This window comes from Bradyrhizobium sp. Leaf396 (genome assembly GCF_001424605.1).
Lineage (GTDB): Bacteria > Pseudomonadota > Alphaproteobacteria > Rhizobiales > Xanthobacteraceae > Bradyrhizobium > Bradyrhizobium japonicum_C.
In genome coordinates this window covers 75,034-91,405 of sequence record NZ_LMQJ01000009.1, presented here as the reverse complement: position 1 = coordinate 91,405, position 16,372 = coordinate 75,034, and the positions used below count along the sequence as shown (strand labels likewise).

The window sequence follows — 16,372 nt, the reverse complement described above, 5'->3', positions numbered from 1 at the left end:
CCCGGATGGAGCGCAACGAAATCCGGGTCGGCGCCAGCGGAACGAATCCGGATTACGCTTGCGCTCCATCCGGGCTACGGGATGCCGCCGCCTTGCGCAAACACGCCCGGCACAGACAATCCTCACCCTCGATCGGCATCGGCAGTTTTGCCGCCTCCTCCGCGCACCAGCAATTGCCCGAGAGGTCGCAGCTGAATTCGGAGCCGCAGCGGGAGCAGGCGAGACGGCGCGCAAGTGCCGGCGCTGACGGCATTTCCTTCGGATTTGTCATGATCCACGTCGAGGCTTCGCCGTCATTGTCATGTCGGGTTCGTCTGTCGCTGCGGTATAGTACGCGCCGCGCACGTATCAGGAAAGCGGCCCCCAACGCGCGAAGGACAGACCCGATGGCCCGCGATTCGCATGCCTCGCTGCGCTCAACCGTGTCAGCTTGGGCGCCCGCATGCTGGCGGGAACGGTGTTTTTGGACAGTGCCGCAGCGCGGCCGATGAGGGACTGGTGACTTAACTCCTCCCGCTGCTTGCCTGTTGCGCATTGCTCCATACGCGTTGCGCGCCACGCAAGCGCGTATGACGGAGATCCGCGCAGCCATACCGAATTCGATCCGCAATTGCGCCCCATGAACCGGGCATTGCGCTCGCGCGTCAAACCGTCTGCAACATCCCTGTGATTTTGCGGATTGTCGGTGCGCGAGGCCGCGCGCTACCGTTGCGGCGCCACGGGGCCAATGAGGACAGGCGGGATGACAGTTGAGAAACTGAATCGCCAGCGTGTGGTGCACCTGCTCGACGCCTTCGCCCGCGGAGATATCGAGACGGCGCTGTCCTGCTGCACCGACGATGTCGACTTCCTCACCCATGCGCCGATCGACGTGCTGCCACACATGGTGCCGCGCCATGGCAAGGACGAGCTACGCGAGCTCTGGCAGACGATCTGGGCACGCTATTCGGAGATCCGCTACAGGGCACCGCACATCCTCGCCGAGGGCGACGCGGTGGCAACTTACGTGCAAGCCCATTTCAGGAAACGCAGCAACGGCCGCATCGTGCAGTTCGACATGGCGGTATTCTACCGCTTCCGCGGCGGGCTGGTTGCGGAGATCCGCGAGATCATCGATTCCTACGATCTGGTGCAGCAGGTGCTGGAGCGGGAGATCGGGCCGTTGATCACGGGCGCGCGGGCGGATTGATCCTGTTCACCCCGCCGGGAACCGGTCTGACCCGCCCCCGGAACATTACGGGGTCCTATTGTAAATCTCACAAAATCGGCTCAATGGTGCATTGCAAAAACGTGAATTGCGTTTTGGCCGAAATGCCTTATTTTATTCGTATACAAACGAATTGAGCCCCGGCACCCGACGGTGCATGGGGTTGTTTTCCGTTTCTTTCGCAAGCCAGCTTCAGGACTTCCCAAAATGACAGAGCACAGTCTCTGGCGTTTCTCGCGTGCGTTGCACCGCGCCATCAACGACCGGCATTTCGACGACGTCGAAGCCTTGATCGATGAGGACGTCGACTGGGCGCTCTACGGCCCGATCGACATGTTTCCGTTCCTCGGCGCGCGTCAAGGCAAGGAGGCCGTGCTCGAGGTCATCCGCCAGTTCGCCGACAACTTCCAGGTCCGCCGCTTCGACCGCGAGAGCATCATGCTGGGGGTCGATTCCGCCGCCTCGATGCTGCGTTATTCGCTGACGGCTCTGGATTCCAACAAGCCGATCAGCCTGCGGGTCGCGCAGTTCGCCCAGTTCAAGGCGGGCAGGCTCGTCAGCATGCGCGTGCTGATCGACACCTTCGATCTGGTCGAGCAGGCACTCGGCCGCGCCATTCATCTGCCGAAGATGACCAGCGTCGGCTGAGGGGGACGCCAACGGGCCCCGTTCGTCGGGACCGGTGACGAGGCGATCGCGACGTCCTGGCCTCCAGCCCCGCCGGATGCCGTCGCATCTCGAAGCTCGTCGCCGGGCGCGCGCCTATCGCGCGGCCCGTTGGTTCTTTTTCGCCGCGGGCCGTCACATTTTCGCGACGATGGATCAGCATGTTCGGCGCGGAATGGCACATGGCCTGAACTCGATATATAACATCGAACGGCATGTGCCGGGGGTTGCGGGCAGGACGATGGAATTCTCGACAGGGTTTGGCTGGACCAGGCTGCCATTGCTGGCGGCTGCATTCATCCTGAGCTCGACGCTGACTCTTTCGGCGCAGATCATTCCGCCCACGGCGGCCGCGCCTGACGACGAAGCGGAGATGGAAGCGGCCGAGGCTCCCAGCGCGAACGACGCCGACGTGCTCAAGGACATCGATGTCGACAAGCTCGACTGGAGCCAGCTCGCAGTCGACGCCGGCACCGGCATCGATCCCATGGCCGCCAAGAAGCGCGCCCAGGCCGCCCAAGAAGGCCTGGACTGGTCGTCGAACTCCAATGCCAACGGCTCCTCGGCGGTGACCGTGAAGCAGTCGGTGTTCTCGTTCTGGGATACGAGAATCGGCGCCGACCTGACGGTGACCAACGAGCCCAGGACGATGTCCGAGCTGCTGGCGCAGAAGGCCGCCAATGGCGGCAGCCTGCCGCAATCCTCCGGCAGCGCGTGGGCCATGGCGACCGCGCCCGGCGCGGGCACCATCTGGGACAAGACTGCGGTGGAAGCCCGGGTCGATCCCGGCGCCGAGCACAGCAAGATCGGGGCATCGCTGACCAAGTCCGTGCCGCTGTCGGGCGACACCTCGCTGACGCTCCAGAACGGCTACAGCGTCAACCAGCAGGGCACCACCGCGCTCCCCGGCATCGGCGGCCACATCACCCGCAATTACCAGACCGATCAGATCGCCAAGGTCACCCTGAACGACTCCGGCACCAGCATCACCGCCGGCCAGACGCTATCAACCACCGATGACAAATGGCTGCGCAGGTTCGGCGCCGAGCAGAAACTGTTCGACAATGTCACCGTCTCCGGTTCGGTCGGCGAGACCTCGCAAGGCACGTTCAACAAGAGCGTAGCTGCAGGGTTCAAGAAGAGCTGGTGAGCCCAGCGCTCCCCTGTTTCCTGGGGAGCCGCGTCGCCGGGTCCAGCGTTTAGACTCCCCTAACCATACGCCACGGCAAAGCCCCCGAATCGTCCGCCCTTGCCGTATCTCGGCCAAGTTGCGGTCAAAATCCGACGTCCTAGTCGGATGATCGAACTCGTCGTGCGGGGGACACTCGCGCTGCGCTCAACGCGAACAGGGGAACAACGATGAACGCCATGCGTCCCGAGAAGATCGAAGCCACCGAGACCGAGCCGGTCGACACCAACCTTGCCGCCGTGACCGAAGTCGAGGCCGGCATCCGCGATTTCGTCCGCAACGACATCGCCTATCTGCGCCGCCCGGCATCGACCACCACCGACGCGCCGCCGCTCGACCCGAGCGCGGAAGCCACCGTCAACAACGTCAACTCGCTGATCCAGCGCGTCGCCGGCACCTCGCTCGCCGAAATCGAGAATCTGATCTCGGAGCTGGAGAGCCTGCGCGACCTGCTGCATGCCGAGGGCCAGCGCGTCCAGCGCGAGATCTCCGGCTACGCCCAGCTCAGCCAGGCCGCGATGAAGTCGACCCGCATGATCGCCGACAACGTCGCGCAGTGGAAGCGCGCCGCCGACGGCCTGCGCAACAGCTAAGCATCAATACAAGACATCACCGGCCGCCGCGTTCCGCTGGGAGCGCGGCGGTTCTGATTCGTGAGGGTAGGTGTTTGAACGCGACTTCCCGAACACAGCTGTCATCACCCACGAAAGCGTGTGACCCAGTATTCCAGAGGCGAAAGATTGACCTGATGGGTCGCGGCGTACTGGATGCCCCGTTCAAGCATTCAGTCCGTAGCATGACAATTGTGGGTGCGCCGGCGCGAGGCGTTGAACCCTCCGCCTCTCCCCGGCGACCAACGCCAAGCGCCCGTGCAGCCATGGCCGGGTCTTGGGGATACGTCAGATGGAAAGCATTCGGCCCGACAACACGGACCCTGTCGCGCTGCGGCCCGCGCCGAATCAGCTCGGCACGATCGTGCTGCGCTTTATCGGATTGCTCGCGGTTGCGATTGCCGTGCTCGCGTTCGTCTACAGCCGCTAACGCAGGAGCGGATTCCGCGGCCCTGGATAATTAAGGAATTCTTACCGGCGCGCGTCGACGGTCGAAGCTTCGAGGGTGTAGGCGCCATCGGCATAGCCCTTCACCACCATGCCGGCGACCAGCATCACGGCCAGCGTCGCAGTCGCAAAAATGAATCCAACGAATTTGAGTGCGCCGCGGTCTGCCATGGTCCTCGTCCCCTGTCTCTGCCAATTCGTTTCAAATAGACAGCGACAGGTTCATAATTAGTTAGCAACTCACTGGTTCCGCCGAACTGCTTCGCGGCGACCAGCTCGCGCAGGCTTATGGCAGCCGCCCGGAATCGCGTCCATAGCGCGCGGGCAACACTTGCGCGCTCAATTGCCCCGTTCATCTTGGAACAAGTCTAAACGCTCTTTCCACGCATCGGCACGAAGGCCGATGCGGTGATGGAATAGACCTCTTCGCCGCGCTGGTTGGTGCCGGTGGTGCGGGCGGTCAAGATGCCCCAGCCGGGGCGCGAGGCCGAGGTGCGCTTGTCGATGACGACATTGACGTAAGCGACCGTGTCGCCGGCGAGCACCGGCCTGATCCAGCGCAGGTCGCGAAAGCCCGGCGATGGGCCCCACACGGCAACCTCCTCGCCGCGTGAAGCGGCTTCTCGCGCCAGGCGCTGGCCGTCGGCGACAAGCAGGCCCATGCAGGCCGAGCCGACATGCCAGCCCGAGGCCGCGAGCCCACCGAACAGCGAGTTCTTGCCTTCCTCCTCGTCGAGATGAAAACGCTGCGGATCGAACTTTGCGGCGAATGTCTTGATGGCCTCGGCCGTGAACGTATAGGTGCCGATCTCGCGACGCTGTCCGATCGCGATGTCTTCGAAGAACCGCATCAGACCGCTCCCTCGCGCCGCTTGATCAGGATGGGCGAGGTCATCTCGGCAAGCGCCTGCCCCGCCGCGTTGCGCACGGTGCATTTGAACTTGACGATGCCGAGTTCGGGCCGGCTCTTCGAAGCGCGCGCCTCCACGACGTCGACGTCGAGCATGAGATCGTCGCCGGGCCGCAAGGGCGACAACCAGCGCACCTCATCCACGCCAGGAGATCCCAGCGACGCGGAGCGGGTGATAAATCCGTCGGCCATCATCCGCATCATCAGCGAGCAGAGATGCCAGCCCGAGCCAGACAGGCCCCGCAGCATGCTCTTGGCTGCGGCCTCCTCGTCGAGATGCATCGGCTGCGGATCGAACTCGGCGGCGAAGGCCAGAATTTCGTCGCGGGTGACGTGGCGCGGGCCGAACGTGCCGAACCGGCCGGGCGGGAAGTCTTCGAAGGTCAGGGTCATCTTGGAAAGCTTTGCAGGAATGACAGATTGTGGCCGCACTTTGCAGCAATCTCAACCCGCCGGCCCGCATGGCTCGTGCTACATACAGGCTGGCGGCGTGGCCTTGAGTCGGACCATCTGCCACGGCCCGGTGTGGGGGCCCGATCTTGCCCTGGGGAGAGTAATGTTTTCATTCAGCGATCTGTTTCAGTGGGACCGCTTCATCACGCCGACGATCATCAAGACCTTCTACTGGCTGGTGATCGCGCTGATCTGTCTGTTCGGCCTCTCCGGCATCTTCTCAGGGCTCGCCGCAATGGCGATCAGCCCGTTCGGCGGCTTCCTGGTGCTGCTGTCCTCGATCGCCAGCGTCGTGGTCGGCATCGTGTTCTCGCGCATCGTCGCGGAATTGATCCTGATCGTCTTCCGCATCAACGAGCATCTCGGCGCGATCCGCGACCAGGGCGGCGGGATGCGGTAGCCGTCATTGCGAGGAGCGAAGCGACGAAGCAACCCAGACTGCCACCGCGGCAACAGTCCGGCTTGCTCGATCGCTCGCAATGACGAGGAGAGATACTACGTGTTGAACCTGAAATGCATCACGTCGCCGTCGGCGACGACGTATTCCTTGCCTTCTAGCCGCAGCTTGCCGGCATCCCGTGCGCCGGCTTCTCCGCCGAACGTGATGTAGTCCTCATACGCAATGGTCTCGGCGCGGATGAAACCCTTCTCGAAGTCGGTGTGAATCACGCCGGCCGCCGCCGGTGCCTTGGTGCCGCGATGGATGGTCCAGGCGCGCGCTTCCTTCGGGCCCACGGTGAAATAGGTGATGAGATCGAGAAGCCGGTAGCCGGCGCGGATCAGGCGATCGAGGCCGGCTTCCTCCAGTCCCAATGTCTCCAGGAAGTCCGCGCGTTCCTCACGCGAGATCGTCGCGATCTCGGACTCGATCTTGGCGGAGATAACGACGGCGACCGCGCCCTCCTTGGCGGCCTGCTCCTCGACTGCCCTTGAGAAAGCGTTGCCGGTAGCCGCGGAGCCCTCTTCGACGTTGCAGACGTAAAGCACAGGCTTAGACGACAGCAGGCCGAGCATGGAGAAGGCGCGCTCCTCCTCGGCCTTGCGCTCGACGAGGCGCGCGGGCTTGCCCTCGCGCAGCAGCACGAGGGTACGGTTGACGAGGTCGAGCTGCTCCTTGGCGTCCTTGTCGTTGCCCTTGGCCTTCTTGGTGAGGTTGTCGACACGCTTTTCGAGGCTGTCGAGGTCCGCGAGCATCAGCTCGGTCTCGATGGTCTCGATGTCTGCGAGCGGGGCGATCTTGCCCTCGACATGGGTGATGTCGGAGTCCTCGAAGCAGCGCACCACGTGCGCGATGGCATCGACCTCGCGGATGTTTGCCAGGAACTGGTTGCCGAGGCCTTCGCCCTTGGAGGCGCCGCGCACGAGGCCCGCGATGTCGACGAAGGTCAGCCGGGTCGGAATGATCTGGCCGGACTTGGCGATGGCGGCGAGCTTCTCCAGCCGCGGATCGGGCACGGCAACCTCGCCGACATTCGGCTCGATGGTGCAGAACGGATAGTTCGCGGCTTGCGCAGCCGCCGTCTCGGTCAGTGCATTGAACAAGGTCGACTTGCCGACATTGGGCAACCCGACGATCCCGCATTTGAATCCCATGATGTCCTCTATCCGTATTCGTCATGGCCGGCTTGAGCGGCCATCCACGCCCTAACGCGCGGAAGGAAGAACGTGGATGCCCGGAACATCTAGCGCGAAGACGCGCTTCGCGCTTCTGCCCGGGCACGACGGAGAGAACGGCGACCTTATTCCTTGCCGTTCTCGTCCTTGGTCAAAAACCCCTTCGCCTGCATGGCCAGATGCACCCTGTTGGCGAAGGTCGCATCCGTGCCCTTGGCGATCAGTGGCGCGTGCTCGGCGACCGCATCGCAGAGCGTCGCCACCCATTCGCTGTCGGCCTTGGCGAAGTCCGACAGCACGTGGCCATGCACCAGCTCCTTGACGCCGGGATGACCGATGCCGAGCCGGACCCGGCGGTAGTCGTTGCCGATATGCGCCGAGATCGAGCGCAGGCCGTTGTGGCCGGCGATGCCGCCGCCGATCTTCACCCGCACCTTGCCCGGCGGCAGCTCGAGCTCGTCATGGAAAACGCTGACGTCGCCGGCGGCGATCTTGAAGAAGCTTGCGGCTTCCTGAACGCTGCGGCCGGACTCGTTCATGTAGGTCGCGGGCTTGAGCAGGATCACGCGCTCGGTGCCGAGCGTGCCCTCTGACGTCTCGCCCTGAAAGCGGCGGCGCCATGGCGTGAAGCCATGACGCCGCGCGATCTCGTCGACAGCCATGAAGCCGATATTGTGCCGGTTGCGTGCGTATTTCGCGCCGGGATTGCCGAGCCCAACAAAGAGTTGCATGACGCGGCGCGCCCCTCGCTCGGCGCGCGATCAAGGACCGCGCGCCAGCCTTGAGAGATTACTTCTTCTTGTCGCCGCCGGCAGGAGCCTTGGCAGCCGCCGCGGGAGCAGCAGCCGGAGCGGCCGCGCCAGCCGCCGGGGCAGCCGCAGCGCCTGGAGCGCCGCCAGCAGCAGCCGCAGCCGCGGCCTTCTGCTCTTCGGCGTAACCGGAAGGCGGCACGATGGTGACGAGCGTCGCATCCTCGCGCGCCAGCGTCTTCACGCCGGTGGGCAGCTTGACGTCGGACAGATGCAGGGAGTGACCGATCTCGAGCGAGCCGACGTCAACCTCGATGAACTGCGGGATGTTCTCGGCACCGCATTCGAGCTCGATCGCGTGGGCAACGATGTTGACGGTGCCGCCGCGCTTGACGCCCGGAGAGGTTTCGGCCTTCACCACGTGCAACGGCACGCTGATGCGGATGGTGGCGCCTTCGCCGAGCCGCATGAAGTCGACGTGGATCGGGAAATCCTTGACCGGATCGAGGTGGTAGTCGCGCGGAATGACGCGGTGCTTCTTGCCGTCGAGGTCGATGTCGACCAGCGTGGTCAGGAACCGGCCGGCGAGGATGCGCTGGCGCAGCTCACGATCCTCGATCGAGATCGTGACCGGGGGCTGGTTGTTACCATAGATCACTCCGGGCACTCTCCCGGCGCGACGCTCAGCCCGGGCGGCCCCCTTGCCGCTCTTCGGACGTGCGGTCGCCTTCAATTCCTTGACGGTCGTCGCCATGTCGTTAAGTCCTTGTTTTTGCAAAAGTTAATGGGCCGCAGCGCGGCCCATGGCATCATCCGCAGCAAGCCTCCAGGGGTGCGGGGGCTGCGAACGTGGCGGGCTTTTACCCGGAAGATGCGGAAATGACAAGGAGAATGGGCCGCTGTCATGCCCGGACTTGACCCGGGCACCCATCACGCAAAGCGACGGCTGTTGAGGAAGATGGATGACCGGGTCAGGCCCGGCCATGACGATTTGGCGATGCCCGGGCCTGTTATTGCCTCAGAGCGTCGGCGTCCCGCCAAGCTTTGCCTCGAGCGCTGCGATCCGCGCCTTCAGTGCCTCGTTCTCTTCACGGGCGAGGCGCGCCATGTCCTTGACCGCCTCGAACTCCTCGCGCTTGACCAGATCCATGTCGCGCAGGAATTTTTCCGCCTGGGTGCGCATCACCGTATCGAACTCGCGCTTGACGCCCTGGGCGGCACCGGCGGCATCGTTCATCAGGCGGCCGATCTCGTCGAAAAACCGGTTGTTGGTCTGGGTCATTTCGGTCTCCGATAAACTTTGCGCGAACTCTCGAAAGACAATGGCAATCCGCAGGGAATGGTTCAAGGGCCGCCGCGCGGCATCCTTGTCATGAACCGGTTTCCTTGCAATCGTATTCAACCTCCCTGCATAAGAAGAATCACACGGCGCCTGCCGGTGCTCCTTCGCTGCGATCTCGTCCAGACCTGGAAGGCGCGATGCCCTATCTGCTCATCGACTTTCCCGCCTTCAAGCCGATCGCGATCGAGATCGGTCCGTTCGCGATCCGCTGGTACGCGCTGGCCTATATCTGCGGCATCGTGTTCGGCTGGCTCTATGCGCGCTCGCTGCTGAAAAACGAGCGCCTGTGGGGCGGACCGGCCCCGATCTCGCTGGTGCAGATCGACGATTTCATCCTCTGGGTCACGCTCGGCATCATCCTCGGCGGCCGCACCGGTTACGTGCTGTTCTACAATCTGCCCTTCTTCATCGATCATCCCGCCGCGATCTTCAGATTGTGGGAGGGCGGCATGTCTTTCCACGGCGGCTTCCTCGGCTGCGTCGTGGCGGTGATGGGGTTTGCCTATCGCAACGGCATCCCGATCCTGTCCCTCGGCGACATCACCACTGCGGTCGCCCCGGTCGGGCTGCTGCTCGGGCGCATTGCCAATTTCATCAACGGCGAATTGTGGGGCCGCGCCGCCGATGCGAGCCTGCCCTGGGCGATGATCTTCCCCAATGATCCGACGCAGCTGGCGCGCCATCCGAGCCAGCTCTATCAGGCCGGCCTGGAAGGCATCCTGCTGTTCACGGTGCTGGCCGTCATGATCCGCCTCGGCGCGCTGAAGCGACCCGGCATGATCCTCGGCGCGTTCATCCTGATCTATGGTCTGGCCCGGATCATCGGCGAGCATTTCCGCGAGCCGGACGCCCAGCTCGGCTATCTCTGGGGCGGATTAACCATGGGCATGCTGTTGTCGATCCCGATGCTTATCGTAGGCCTTATACTTATTGTATCGGCAATCAGGCGCGGTGCGCCGAAGCCGATCGAGACAGTTAGCTAGTTCATCTCCAGAAAGCAGGCCGTGACCGACTCGCCGCTCCTCAACGAGATCAAGGCCCTGATCAAATCTTCAGGCCCGATGCCGGTCTGGCGGTACATGGAATTGTGCCTGATGCATCCGCGCTACGGCTATTACGTCTCGCGCGATCCGCTCGGGCGCGAGGGCGACTTCACCACAGCCCCCGAAGTCAGCCAGATGTTCGGCGAGCTCCTGGGACTGTGGACCGCCTCGGTGTGGAAGCAGATGGGCTCACCGCAGTTCCTGCGGCTGATCGAGCTTGGTCCCGGGCGCGGCACCATGATGGCGGACGCGCTGCGCGCATTGCGCGTGCTGCCGCCGCTGTACCAGGCGCTCCACATCCACATGGTCGAGGTCAATCCGGTCCTGCGTGAACGGCAGAGCGCGACGCTCGCCAACGTGCGCAACATCGCCTGGCACGACAGCATCGACGAGGTGCCGGAAGGACCAAGCATCATCCTCGCCAACGAATATTTCGACGTGCTGCCGATCCACCAGATGATCCGCCACGAGAACGGCTGGCACGAGCGCGTCATCGAGATCGATGCGAACGGCAAGCTTCAGTTTGGCGCAGCGCCGGAGCCGACCCCGCGCTTCGACGTACTGCTGCCACCCTTGGTGCGCGCCGCTCCCGTCGGCGCCGTGTTCGAGTGGCGGCCCGACGGCGAGATCATGAAGCTCGCCACGCGCGTGCGCGACCAGGACGGCGCGGCGCTGATCATCGACTACGGCCATTTGCGCAGCGATGCCGGCGACACCTTCCAGGCGATCGCGCGCCATACCTTCGCCGATCCCCTGAAGGCGCCGGGCCAGGCCGACGTCACCGCCCATGTCGACTTCCAGGCGCTGGCGCGCGCCGCCGAGGATGTCGGCGCGCGCGTGCACGGCCCGGTGACGCAGGGCGACTTCCTCAAGCGGATCGGCATCGACACCCGCGCGGCCGCGCTGATGCAAAAGGCGACGCCCGAAGTCGCCACAGACATTTCGGTGGCGCTCAAGCGCCTGACCGATACCGGGCGTGGCGGCATGGGCTCGATGTTCAAGGTGCTTGGCATCTCCGAGCCGCGGTTGACGGGCCTTGCCGGCCTCAGCGACCTCGATCAGGCAGGAGAAGCCTCATGACACTTGCTTCGTCGCTGCTGTCCGCCGTGCCCGGCCTGCGCCATGCCTTCTTCACTCGCGAGGGGGGCGTCTCCAGCGGCATCTATGCCGCGCTCAACGGCGGGCTCGGCTCCAATGACGATCAGACCCTGGTCGCCGAGAACCGCCGCCGCATGGCCGAGCATGTCGGCGTTGCGCCCGAACGCTTCCTCAGCCTGCACCAGGTTCATTCGCCCGACGTGCTCGTGGCTGATGCGCCCTGGCCGAACGGACCGCGGCCCAAGGGCGATGCGCTGGTGACGAAGACGCCGGGCATCGCGCTCGGCGTCTCCACGGCCGATTGCGGACCGGTGCTGTTCGTCGATCCCAATGCGCGCGTGATTGGCGGCGCCCATGCCGGCTGGAAGGGCGCGCTGACCGGCGTGCTGGAAGCAACGATCTCGGCGATGGAGAAGCTTGGTGCCACGCGCGGCGGCATCATCGCCGCGATCGGCCCCATGATCCGCCAGGAGAGCTACGAGGTCGGCAACGAGTTCGTGACGCGCTTCATCGAGGCGGATGCGGACAACGCCATGTTCTTCATCCCGTCTGTGCGCGAGGGCCACGCGATGTTCGATCTCGCCGGCTTCGTTCGCAAGCGGCTGGAATCCGCCGGCATCCTGATGATCGACGATCTCGGGCTCGACACCTATGCCGACGAACGCTTCTTCAGCTATCGCCGCTCGGTGCACCGCAAGGAGCCGGATTACGGCCGCCACATTCACGCGATCGCGCTCGAGACGTGAACACATAGGCAACCCCGTGTCATTCCGGGGGTGATCCCGGACACGATGACGGTGCGCTGTGGCGCGGCTGCCCTAGACCTTAATCGATTTTAACGATATCGCTGCCCTCCATAATGAGGGACGCGTCATTCACTTTGCGCCGCGCGGGTTCGCGCGCGCTGGCGGTCATGCTGCTGGCGGCTGCGACCGCACTTGGCGGCTGCGCCGGAGGTGGCGGCGGTGCCGCGAACTCCTATGCGATGGCGCCGAGCGGCGGCAGCAGCGCGACGGTGGCGTTCGAATCGATCGACGGACCGCCGCCGCAGGTGTTCGACCGCATGGTCGGGGTGCTCGACAGCGAATCCAAGCTGCGCAGCCTGTCGGTGGTCTCCCGCGAGGGCACTGCCGCCTATCGCGTGCGAAGCTACCTCTCCGCCCAGGTCGTGCGCGGCAAGACCGTGATTGCCTGGGTCTGGGACGTCTACGACGCCAACCAGCAGCGGGCGCTGCGCCTCTCCGGCGAGGAACCGACCTCGGCCAAGGGCGGCCGCGACGCGTGGGCGGCTGCCGACGACCTCGTGTTGCGGAAGATCGCCCAGGCCGGATTCAGCGGACTTTCCAACATGATCAACGGAACGCCGGATGCCCCGGGCGCGGCTCCGGCCTTGCGGGGACCAGCGGTGGCGAGCGTCATCAAGGACGCTCCGCTGTCGGACATGCCGACTTCGGCGCTAGGCTATGCCGACCAATAACCCCTGCTAAACCAAGGCCTCAACTTGCGGCCAAGCCGTTGGCCCGACTCAGGATTTTCGAAGGGAAAACGTAGCATCCCGGGTTGCCATTGCAGCCTCCCGCCTGATATTTCCTCGCGCGTCGTAACCGTGCTGCCAGTGGGTATTCTCTGATGTTGAACGTCGTATCCAGCAAAGCGCGGGAGGAAGCGTCCATGTCGGCCAAGAACGGCTCCATCAAGCTCGTCGCCGGCAACTCCAATCCGGCCCTCGCCCAGGCCATTGCGCAGGGCCTGGATCTGCCGCTGACCAAGGCGGTGGTACGGCGCTTCGCCGACATGGAGATCTTCGTCGAAATCCAGGAGAACGTCCGCGGCTCGGATGCTTTCATCATCCAGTCGACCTCGTTCCCGGCCAACGACCACCTGATGGAGCTCCTGATCATCACCGACGCGCTGCGTCGTTCCTCGGCACGCCGCATCACGGCGGTGCTGCCCTATTTCGGCTACGCGAGGCAGGATCGCAAGTCCGGCTCGCGCACGCCAATCTCGGCCAAGCTCGTCGCCAATCTGATCACGCAGGCGGGTGTCGACCGCGTCATGACCCTCGACCTGCATGCCGGCCAGATCCAGGGGTTCTTCGACATTCCGACCGACAATCTCTACGCGGCGCCGCTGATGGTGCGCGACATCAAGGAGAGGTTCGACCTCTCCAAGGTGATGGTGATCTCGCCCGACGTCGGCGGCGTGGCCCGCGCGCGCGGCCTTGCCAAGCGCATCAACACCCCGCTCGCCATTGTCGACAAGCGCCGCGAGCGTCCCGGCGAGTCCGAGGTCATGAATGTGATCGGCGAGGTCGCCGGCTACACCTGCATCCTCGTTGACGACATCGTGGACTCCGGCGGCACGCTGGTGAACGCGGCCGACGCGCTGATCGCCAAGGGCGCCAAGGACGTCTACGCCTACATCACCCACGGCGTGCTCTCCGGCGGTGCGGCGGCACGCATCTCCGGCTCGAAGCTGAAAGAGCTCGTGATCACCGACTCGATCCTGCCGACCGATGCGGTGACCAAGGCGCCGAATATCCGCACGCTGCCGATCGCCAGCCTGATCTCCGACGCGATCGCGCGCACGGCGGCGGAGGAGTCGGTGTCGAGCCTGTTCGACTGACTTTTTCACCCCCGTCATTCCGGGGCCTTCGGCGAGGCCAATCCGGAGTCCGTCTCCCAACGAACCGTTGCACATCAAGGGACTTGGGGCTCGTGCAACGCACGCCCCCGAAATGACAGTCTGACCTCGGCCATCGCCCCACCGCAGCCTGGCCGCGCCGGTTGTTGCCAGCGGCGGCCCGTGACATCATCGAGATACCGAGTCATCTCTGCCTCTGGATGCCTGATGCCACGCCGGAAATTTGCTTGGGAGAAGCTGTCGGATGACGCGTTGCTCAAGCAACGCCTCCGCAGCCTGAAGGTTACAGTCGAAGGCACCTGGCTCGAAGACTGCGTTGGCACCCTCTACGAGGAACTGGAAGAGCGGGGCATCCGGCTGCGGCCGCACACATGGATCTCGAGCGAATGGTTCAGCCCCGGCGACGTGCCCGGCATCGCCATCCCTTTTTATCTCGCCCATCCGCGCCTGATGAAGCTCGAGAAGAAGATGATGTTCGACGTCGAGGGCGGAACCTGGCGCGAGTGCATGGCTATCCTCCGCCATGAGGCCGGGCATGCCTTGCAGCATGGTTACCAGTTGCAGCGGCGGCGGCGCTGGCAACAGCTGTTCGGCCCGTCGTCGAAGCGCTACCCGCGCTACTACCGGCCCAATCCGGCCAGCAGACGTTACGTCCAGCACCTTCGGCTCTGGTATGCACAGAGCCATCCCGACGAGGATTTCGCCGAGACCTTTGCGGTGTGGCTGCGGCCGCGCTCGAACTGGCGGACCCGATATGCCGGTTGGCCGGCGCTGAAGAAGCTCGAATATGTCGACGAGTTGATGGGCGAGATCGCGGGAAAGCGGCCGCAGATCACGACGCGGGAGCGCGTCGACCCGCTGAGCCGGCTCAGCCAGACCCTCGAAGAGCACTACAAGAAGAAGCAGGCGTTCTACGCCTTCACGCCACCGAAAACCTACGACCGCGACCTGTCCCGGCTGTTTTCAGCCGATCCACGTCACCATCGATCAACGCCGGCCTCGACCCTGATCAGGCGGCACCGCGCCCAGATCAGGCAATTGGTCGCGCGATGGACGGGCGAGAACCAGCTCACGCTCGATGCCGTGCTTGACGACATGATTTCCCGCTGCCGGGATCTCGATTTGCGGGCCGTCGGCCCCGAACAGAAGCTCGTCCTCGATTTCATCGTCCTCGTGACCGCCAAGACGATGCACGCGCTGTTTGGCCCGTCCCGGCGCAAATGGATCGCGCTATGAGACGTCTCCGCATTCTCGTGCTGATGCATCCGGACTTCCTGCCTCCGGACTCCTCTGACGGATACACCGCACAGGAAATCAACGCGTGGAAAACGGAATATGACGTGGTAAGCACCTTGCGCGAGGCAGGCCATGAGGTTCGCCCGCTCGGGGCGCAGGAGGAGATCAAGCCAGTCCGCGAAGCGATCGAGGAGTTCAAGCCACACGTGGTTTTCACGCTGCTGGAAGAATTCCATTCCAACGTCGCTTACGACCAGCACATCGCCAGCTATCTCGAGCTGATGAGGGTCCCTTATACCGGGTGCAATCCGCGCGGCCTGATCCTTGCGCGCGGCAAGGATCTGTCCAAAACGCTGGTGCATCACCGCCGCATCGCGGTGCCGGCCTTCGCCGTTTTCCCAATGCGCCGCAAGGTCAAGCGCCCCCCGCGTCTTGCGCTGCCACTGATCGTCAAGAGCCTGAACATGGATGGCTCCTTCGGCATCTCGCAAGCCTCCATCGTCGACACCGACGAGAAGCTCGCGGAACGCGTCGCCTTCATCCACGAGCGGAGCGAAACCGCCGCCATCGCCGAGCAGTTCATCGAGGGACGCGAACTCTATGTCGGCGTTCTCGGCAACAACCGTCTGCGTGTTCTGCCTGTTTGGGAACTGAAATTCGGCAACATGGGCGGGCGCAGGTCACGGCACATCGCCACCGAGAAAGCCAAGCACGACACCGATTATCAGGAGCGGGTCGGCATCGTCGACGGGCCTGCAAAAGACCTCACGCCGGAAGTCACCGCGCGCATCCAGCGTGCCGCAAAACGCATCTATCAGGTCCTGGGCCTCGACGGCTATGCGCGCATCGACTTTCGCCTCTCCGCCGACGGCACGCCCTATTTCATCGAAGCAAACCCGAATCCGGAAATCGCCAGGAACCAGGAGTTCGCCACCGCGGCTCAACATGACGGGCTCCAATATCCGGATCTCCTGCACCGCATCCTGACCCTCGGAATCAGCCGGGCAAAGGCAGGTGTATCGTTAGGCTGACGAAAGGCGGATTGGCGCCGATACCTGCGCGAAGCGCGGGCGGCGCGGCGGCGCCGGGCCCGGAATCCATCTTGCCGCAATCGATGTCGATGCACCGATTCCGGGCACGCGCGTCGCGCGGCCCGGAATGGCC

The 16,372-nt window shown here is 64.3% G+C and carries 21 protein-coding genes; 13 read left to right on the top strand and 8 right to left on the bottom strand.

What is annotated here, in order from left to right; all coding sequences use genetic code 11:
- Nucleotides 1-52: 52 nt before the first annotated feature.
- Entirely contained in the window at nucleotides 53-271 is a 219-nt protein-coding gene (locus ASG57_RS39085) for a hypothetical protein (protein ID WP_035698336.1), read from the bottom strand.
- A 471-nt stretch (nucleotides 272-742) separates the two neighbouring features.
- On the opposite strand from ASG57_RS39085, the gene ASG57_RS11095 reads away from it, so the two are divergent.
- The 5 genes from ASG57_RS11095 (at nucleotide 743) to ASG57_RS38620 (ending at nucleotide 4,103) form a co-directional block, all read left to right on the top strand.
- Complete coding sequence (locus tag ASG57_RS11095; RefSeq protein ID WP_024340429.1) at nucleotides 743-1,189, top strand: nuclear transport factor 2 family protein; 447 nt, start codon at nucleotides 743-745, stop codon at nucleotides 1,187-1,189.
- A 225-nt stretch (nucleotides 1,190-1,414) separates the two neighbouring features.
- The gene (locus ASG57_RS11090; RefSeq protein WP_024340430.1) at nucleotides 1,415-1,855 is read left to right on the top strand and encodes a nuclear transport factor 2 family protein; all 441 of its coding nucleotides are present in this window, start codon (nucleotides 1,415-1,417) and stop codon (nucleotides 1,853-1,855) included.
- Nucleotides 1,856-2,114: 259 nt separating this feature from the next.
- Entirely contained in the window at nucleotides 2,115-3,023 is a 909-nt protein-coding gene (locus ASG57_RS11085; RefSeq protein WP_024340431.1) for a hypothetical protein, read from the top strand.
- A 209-nt stretch (nucleotides 3,024-3,232) separates the two neighbouring features.
- A complete protein-coding gene (locus ASG57_RS11080) occupies nucleotides 3,233-3,655 on the top strand; it encodes a hypothetical protein (RefSeq protein WP_024340432.1) in 423 nt (140 codons plus the stop codon).
- Between the two features lie 310 nt (nucleotides 3,656-3,965).
- Nucleotides 3,966-4,103, top strand: a complete 138-nt coding sequence (locus ASG57_RS38620; RefSeq protein WP_196232386.1) for a hypothetical protein — start codon at nucleotides 3,966-3,968, stop codon at nucleotides 4,101-4,103.
- A 41-nt stretch (nucleotides 4,104-4,144) separates the two neighbouring features.
- Here ASG57_RS38620 and ASG57_RS38615 read toward each other — a convergent pair whose 3' ends face one another.
- The 3 genes from ASG57_RS38615 to ASG57_RS11070 all read right to left on the bottom strand — a co-directional run bounded on the left by ASG57_RS38615 (nucleotide 4,145) and on the right by ASG57_RS11070 (nucleotide 5,423).
- Nucleotides 4,145-4,291 carry a hypothetical protein gene (locus ASG57_RS38615; protein WP_024340433.1) on the bottom strand — a complete coding sequence of 49 codons (147 nt, stop codon included), beginning with the start codon at nucleotides 4,289-4,291 and terminating at the stop codon, nucleotides 4,145-4,147.
- Between the two features lie 197 nt (nucleotides 4,292-4,488).
- A complete protein-coding gene (locus tag ASG57_RS11075; protein WP_024340434.1) occupies nucleotides 4,489-4,971 on the bottom strand; it encodes a MaoC family dehydratase in 483 nt (160 codons plus the stop codon).
- Nucleotides 4,971-5,423, bottom strand: coding sequence for a MaoC family dehydratase (locus tag ASG57_RS11070; RefSeq protein ID WP_024340435.1), 453 nt, complete (start codon nucleotides 5,421-5,423; stop codon nucleotides 4,971-4,973). Before ASG57_RS11070 ends, ASG57_RS11075 begins: the two co-directional genes overlap by 1 nt.
- A 163-nt stretch (nucleotides 5,424-5,586) precedes the next feature.
- On the opposite strand from ASG57_RS11070, the gene ASG57_RS11065 reads away from it, so the two are divergent.
- The gene (locus ASG57_RS11065) at nucleotides 5,587-5,883 is read left to right on the top strand and encodes a DUF4282 domain-containing protein (RefSeq protein WP_018648333.1); all 297 of its coding nucleotides are present in this window, start codon (nucleotides 5,587-5,589) and stop codon (nucleotides 5,881-5,883) included.
- Nucleotides 5,884-5,978: 95 nt separating this feature from the next.
- Here the strand turns inward: ASG57_RS11065 and ychF are convergent, their stop codons facing one another.
- The 4 genes from ychF to ASG57_RS11045 all read right to left on the bottom strand — a co-directional run bounded on the left by ychF (nucleotide 5,979) and on the right by ASG57_RS11045 (nucleotide 9,128).
- On the bottom strand, nucleotides 5,979-7,076 hold the full coding sequence (gene ychF, locus ASG57_RS11060) for a redox-regulated ATPase YchF (RefSeq protein ID WP_057196235.1): 1,098 nt from the start codon (nucleotides 7,074-7,076) through the stop codon (nucleotides 5,979-5,981).
- Nucleotides 7,077-7,222: 146 nt separating this feature from the next.
- Complete coding sequence (pth, locus tag ASG57_RS11055; protein ID WP_024340437.1) at nucleotides 7,223-7,828, bottom strand: aminoacyl-tRNA hydrolase; 606 nt, start codon at nucleotides 7,826-7,828, stop codon at nucleotides 7,223-7,225.
- Between the two features lie 58 nt (nucleotides 7,829-7,886).
- Entirely contained in the window at nucleotides 7,887-8,600 is a 714-nt protein-coding gene (locus ASG57_RS11050; RefSeq protein WP_057196234.1) for a 50S ribosomal protein L25/general stress protein Ctc, read from the bottom strand.
- Between the two features lie 264 nt (nucleotides 8,601-8,864).
- Complete coding sequence (locus ASG57_RS11045; protein WP_024340439.1) at nucleotides 8,865-9,128, bottom strand: accessory factor UbiK family protein; 264 nt, start codon at nucleotides 9,126-9,128, stop codon at nucleotides 8,865-8,867.
- 197 nt (nucleotides 9,129-9,325) lie between these two features.
- Between ASG57_RS11045 and lgt the strand changes: the two genes are divergently transcribed.
- The 7 genes from lgt (at nucleotide 9,326) to ASG57_RS11010 (ending at nucleotide 16,239) form a co-directional block, all read left to right on the top strand.
- Nucleotides 9,326-10,171 (top strand): prolipoprotein diacylglyceryl transferase, encoded by an 846-nt coding sequence (gene lgt / locus ASG57_RS11040; RefSeq protein WP_024340440.1) that lies wholly within the window; start codon nucleotides 9,326-9,328, stop codon nucleotides 10,169-10,171.
- Nucleotides 10,172-10,192: 21 nt separating this feature from the next.
- On the top strand, nucleotides 10,193-11,311 hold the full coding sequence (locus ASG57_RS11035; protein ID WP_024340441.1) for a class I SAM-dependent methyltransferase: 1,119 nt from the start codon (nucleotides 10,193-10,195) through the stop codon (nucleotides 11,309-11,311).
- A complete protein-coding gene (gene pgeF, locus ASG57_RS11030; RefSeq protein ID WP_024340442.1) occupies nucleotides 11,308-12,075 on the top strand; it encodes a peptidoglycan editing factor PgeF in 768 nt (255 codons plus the stop codon). Before ASG57_RS11035 ends, pgeF begins: the two co-directional genes overlap by 4 nt.
- A 113-nt stretch (nucleotides 12,076-12,188) precedes the next feature.
- Complete coding sequence (locus tag ASG57_RS11025; protein ID WP_024340443.1) at nucleotides 12,189-12,806, top strand: hypothetical protein; 618 nt, start codon at nucleotides 12,189-12,191, stop codon at nucleotides 12,804-12,806.
- 194 nt (nucleotides 12,807-13,000) lie between these two features.
- Entirely contained in the window at nucleotides 13,001-13,954 is a 954-nt protein-coding gene (locus ASG57_RS11020; protein WP_024340444.1) for a ribose-phosphate pyrophosphokinase, read from the top strand.
- Between the two features lie 225 nt (nucleotides 13,955-14,179).
- Nucleotides 14,180-15,208 (top strand): putative zinc-binding metallopeptidase, encoded by a 1,029-nt coding sequence (locus ASG57_RS11015; RefSeq protein WP_024340445.1) that lies wholly within the window; start codon nucleotides 14,180-14,182, stop codon nucleotides 15,206-15,208.
- Nucleotides 15,205-16,239, top strand: coding sequence for a D-alanine--D-alanine ligase family protein (locus tag ASG57_RS11010; RefSeq protein ID WP_024340446.1), 1,035 nt, complete (start codon nucleotides 15,205-15,207; stop codon nucleotides 16,237-16,239). Before ASG57_RS11015 ends, ASG57_RS11010 begins: the two co-directional genes overlap by 4 nt.
- The last annotated feature ends 133 nt before the right edge of the window (nucleotides 16,240-16,372 follow it).

Coding starts and splice junctions, on each gene's coding strand:
- ASG57_RS11025 (WP_024340443.1), top strand. CDS start 12,189: ATGAGGGACGCGTCATTCACTTTGCGCCGCGCGGGTTCGCGCGCGCTG.
- ASG57_RS11080 (WP_024340432.1), top strand. CDS start 3,233: ATGAACGCCATGCGTCCCGAGAAGATCGAAGCCACCGAGACCGAGCCG.
- ASG57_RS38620 (WP_196232386.1), top strand. CDS start 3,966: ATGGAAAGCATTCGGCCCGACAACACGGACCCTGTCGCGCTGCGGCCC.
- ASG57_RS11085 (WP_024340431.1), top strand. CDS start 2,115: ATGGAATTCTCGACAGGGTTTGGCTGGACCAGGCTGCCATTGCTGGCG.
- ASG57_RS11050 (WP_057196234.1), bottom strand. CDS start 8,600: ATGGCGACGACCGTCAAGGAATTGAAGGCGACCGCACGTCCGAAGAGC.
- ASG57_RS11065 (WP_018648333.1), top strand. CDS start 5,587: ATGTTTTCATTCAGCGATCTGTTTCAGTGGGACCGCTTCATCACGCCG.
- ASG57_RS11045 (WP_024340439.1), bottom strand. CDS start 9,128: ATGACCCAGACCAACAACCGGTTTTTCGACGAGATCGGCCGCCTGATG.
- ASG57_RS11015 (WP_024340445.1), top strand. CDS start 14,180: ATGCCACGCCGGAAATTTGCTTGGGAGAAGCTGTCGGATGACGCGTTG.
- ASG57_RS11090 (WP_024340430.1), top strand. CDS start 1,415: ATGACAGAGCACAGTCTCTGGCGTTTCTCGCGTGCGTTGCACCGCGCC.
- ASG57_RS11010 (WP_024340446.1), top strand. CDS start 15,205: ATGAGACGTCTCCGCATTCTCGTGCTGATGCATCCGGACTTCCTGCCT.
- ASG57_RS11095 (WP_024340429.1), top strand. CDS start 743: ATGACAGTTGAGAAACTGAATCGCCAGCGTGTGGTGCACCTGCTCGAC.
- pth (WP_024340437.1), bottom strand. CDS start 7,828: ATGCAACTCTTTGTTGGGCTCGGCAATCCCGGCGCGAAATACGCACGC.
- ASG57_RS39085 (WP_035698336.1), bottom strand. CDS start 271: ATGACAAATCCGAAGGAAATGCCGTCAGCGCCGGCACTTGCGCGCCGT.
- ASG57_RS11075 (WP_024340434.1), bottom strand. CDS start 4,971: ATGCGGTTCTTCGAAGACATCGCGATCGGACAGCGTCGCGAGATCGGC.
- ASG57_RS11020 (WP_024340444.1), top strand. CDS start 13,001: ATGTCGGCCAAGAACGGCTCCATCAAGCTCGTCGCCGGCAACTCCAAT.
- pgeF (WP_024340442.1), top strand. CDS start 11,308: ATGACACTTGCTTCGTCGCTGCTGTCCGCCGTGCCCGGCCTGCGCCAT.
- ychF (WP_057196235.1), bottom strand. CDS start 7,076: ATGGGATTCAAATGCGGGATCGTCGGGTTGCCCAATGTCGGCAAGTCG.
- lgt (WP_024340440.1), top strand. CDS start 9,326: ATGCCCTATCTGCTCATCGACTTTCCCGCCTTCAAGCCGATCGCGATC.
- ASG57_RS11070 (WP_024340435.1), bottom strand. CDS start 5,423: ATGACCCTGACCTTCGAAGACTTCCCGCCCGGCCGGTTCGGCACGTTC.
- ASG57_RS38615 (WP_024340433.1), bottom strand. CDS start 4,291: ATGGCAGACCGCGGCGCACTCAAATTCGTTGGATTCATTTTTGCGACT.